3 protein-coding genes are annotated in these 2,995 nt (G+C 47.6%); all 3 read right to left on the bottom strand.

The window, feature by feature from the left end; genetic code table 11:
• Window positions 1-1,047 (bottom strand): glycosyl hydrolase family 57 (locus tag IQ256_RS28745; protein WP_193859105.1); only part of this gene is annotated, 1,047 nt, incomplete at its 3' end.
• Between the two features lie 166 nt (window positions 1,048-1,213).
• On the bottom strand, window positions 1,214-1,636 hold the full coding sequence (locus tag IQ256_RS28740) for a hypothetical protein (protein ID WP_193859104.1): 423 nt from the start codon (window positions 1,634-1,636) through the stop codon (window positions 1,214-1,216).
• A 76-nt stretch (window positions 1,637-1,712) separates the two neighbouring features.
• Window positions 1,713-2,576 (bottom strand): carboxylating nicotinate-nucleotide diphosphorylase, encoded by an 864-nt coding sequence (nadC, locus tag IQ256_RS28735; protein WP_193859103.1) that lies wholly within the window; start codon window positions 2,574-2,576, stop codon window positions 1,713-1,715.
• Window positions 2,577-2,995: the final 419 nt, after the last annotated feature.

The raw sequence follows: 2,995 nt of genomic DNA, 5'->3' as shown, positions 1-2,995 counted from the left end.
TAGATACTCTGTGCCGTTGAAAGCGACCGTTCCCTGAGCGCTGCTTCCTATCTCATGCCATGCCCGCTTAAACGCACTAGGAAACTCATTCATCATCACACCGCCATTTTCTCCATCCGCAATCTGCGTCACTATCGGTGGAATCGTTTTGTCTCCCAATGGCTTCGGACTCAGCGTCTTCGCCTCATAGTATGGCTGCATCTGTCCAACTAGCTTTGTGTCTGACCCTTGCGTTTTGATCAACACAGTAATCTCGGCAACTTCGCCCGACAGTCCTTTTGCTACGAGCCGGTGGGGTAGATGAGTGGCTCGAATTCCCTCCCCAGTCAACGTTTCGATCGTATGCTCTTGCACCATCATCCACTGATAGCCACAGTCTCTTAGCGCTTTCACTAGCACATAGAGCGTCTCAGGATGGTTGGGTAGCTGCATCTCTGGCAGCGAAAATCCCCTAACCCTTTTCAAAGCCTCCTGTCCAAAGATCGCAGCGAAGTGGTGCTGCCAAGCCTGAATATGCAGCTTGATATCCGGTAGTGGCGTAGAGCCGGCCACGGCATGGCCCCAAAACGTGCCTAGCCATTCTACATACGGCTGATACTGCGGCTCGCAGGTTACTCGCTTGAGTTTGTCTAATATATCGGTGCGACCCATCTGCTGTATTCCCCACAGCAAAGTCCCCGAATAGTCCAGCATCACCCTAGGGTTGCATCCTTGCTCAACTAGATCGGGAATGAAGTCTCCAATCCGGCTGTAGCAATAGGCAAAGGGCCCCGCGTTGTGATTGTCCCCATCGTGAGGATGCTCGAACATATGCTGCAGATTGCTGATGAGCTCACCCTGCTGACCTGCTGGGATCGTTGGCTGGTGCATATGCAAAGCCACTGCAAACCCAGCAGAGATATCTGAGAGCCGTAGATTGGTCTGCGCTAAAAAAACCGGGTCGGACTGGTGAGTGACTAGTTCGATCTCATCTTCTCGACCACATAGATCAGGAAGTCCTTCTATAAGTCCTGGCAGTTCGTGATGAATAGCTGGAGCTGAAGCCATTTGCTTTGCCTTATTTTCGAGTAAATCTCGGTTCTAAATTTCAGTGACAAGCTTTTAGTAAGTCTAGAATTTTTGGCAGTTAAATTTAGCCGCTAAAGAAGAGTGTCCAAAAAGTGATTAGTTTTTTGAACTATCTGGTTCGACTAGCTGAATTTTAGAGCTGCTCTCATAGCGGAGTCGCTTTAGGAGCAAGTGCGGCGAGATCAACTGCTAGCTCGTCTTTTAGCCAGTTGAGAACTTGCAGACGCTCGCTCTCTGTCAAATAGAAATATCCAGACTCTCTGTTTCTCTGATGAATATCCTCCATATCTGAGCGCGTGAGTAATTCGGCTGTTAAACCGATGTCGCAAAGAATGTCGTCTTTCCCAATCTGATCTAGATTGCCATAGCGGTAGCGGCTAATCTGCTTGCCCAGTCGATTCAGCGTATAGGTATCAATATCTTCGAGTCTGTCTCTACGATCTATAGCAATTGTCTCTCCTGCAATCATCTTGGCGTAGTCACTGTCTAGCATGTCAATTTTGATGATGCTGGGCTGACTGTTGCTCCGCTGACTACGGGACTGATGACTACGGGACTGATTGCACATAGACATTACTTTACAAGTGACATTGGCCTTAGCCTAGTCCAAGAGTATGGCTGTCTTGGAGGCTCCGTTTCGTAAATTAACTTTGCTTCATACGCATGCTCAAATCGAGCCAGGGCGATCGCGTGATCGGCGCACTGCTAGAAACGTAGTCTACCCCTGTTTCTGCTACTGCTCGGATGGTCTCTAGCGTGATATTACCAGACGCTTCGATCTTGATATGCTCGTTCGCGGCTCGAATTGCCTTTACCGCATCACGCATAGTGTTTAGAGCCATATTGTCGAGCATGATGATGTCGGCTTGGTGCGCGATCGCCTCATTCACCTGCTCTAAACTCTCTGTCTCTACCTCTATCGTAATTGGATAGGGGATTCGCCCTCTTATATATTTAATTGCCTTTCCAATTCCACCTGCTACCGCAATATGGTTGTCCTTAATCATCACGCCATCATCTAACCCTAGTCGGTGATTCTGTGAGCCTCCTACAGAAGCCGCATACTTTTCAAGCAGTCTCATACCAGGCGTTGTTTTTCTAGTATCGACTAGCTGGGTTGGTAGATCTGCGATGACTTCTGCATATTGTCTAGTCATAGTAGCAATCCCACTTAAGCTCATCGCTATGTTAAGAGCAACGCGCTCTCCGGTCAGCAGAGTAGAAAGCTGACAGCTAATGTCTGCAATGATGGTGCCTGTTTGAATGCGATCGCCCTCAGCCACCTCAGCTTGAAAAGCCACTTCGTTATTCAGCAAAGAAAAAACCCTTGCTGCGACAGGCAGCCCTGCAATCACCCCATCCTCTTTGGCAACCCAGTGAGCCTTTCCACTTACATCCGCTAATTCAGCGAGCCCATCCGTCGTTCTATCCCCTCTCCCAATGTCCTCCCTCAACCAATTAGTCAGCAGCTCGTCCAAAACTATCCAGCTCGGCAACATATTTTCCATTCACCCTCGCAACCACAAATTTATTCCAGCATAAGGCTAGATTGGCTACAGCCTTTGTGTGTCATGGGATACCAACGTTTTTGAAGTGAAAGAATAGGCGCACAAAATCATTAAATTACTGAGCAAACTGCCCTATCCCACGAACTAAAATGGCTGAAATCCCTCATCTCACAGGATTCCAGCCATCAAAAAATACTTTCTAGAAACCTATTGACACTATCTCTAAAAGGACGTTATATTCATTAGGCGCTGAAGGGAGCGGTCACGAAGTGACTGACCTAGAAGGCGAGAAGTAGCACCTAGACAGAAGAATAATTTAGAGAAATTTAATTAACGAGACCCTCGTTAATGATTAAATTGCTTATGAGGATAGCATAGCTATTGTCATGAAGCAAAAGGATAGCCAGAAGGTTATCTGA

Origin of the sequence: cf. Phormidesmis sp. LEGE 11477, assembly GCF_015207105.1 — a bacterium.
Lineage (GTDB): Bacteria > Cyanobacteriota > Cyanobacteriia > Phormidesmidales > Phormidesmidaceae > Phormidesmis.
This window is presented reverse-complemented; position numbering and strand designations above follow the sequence as displayed.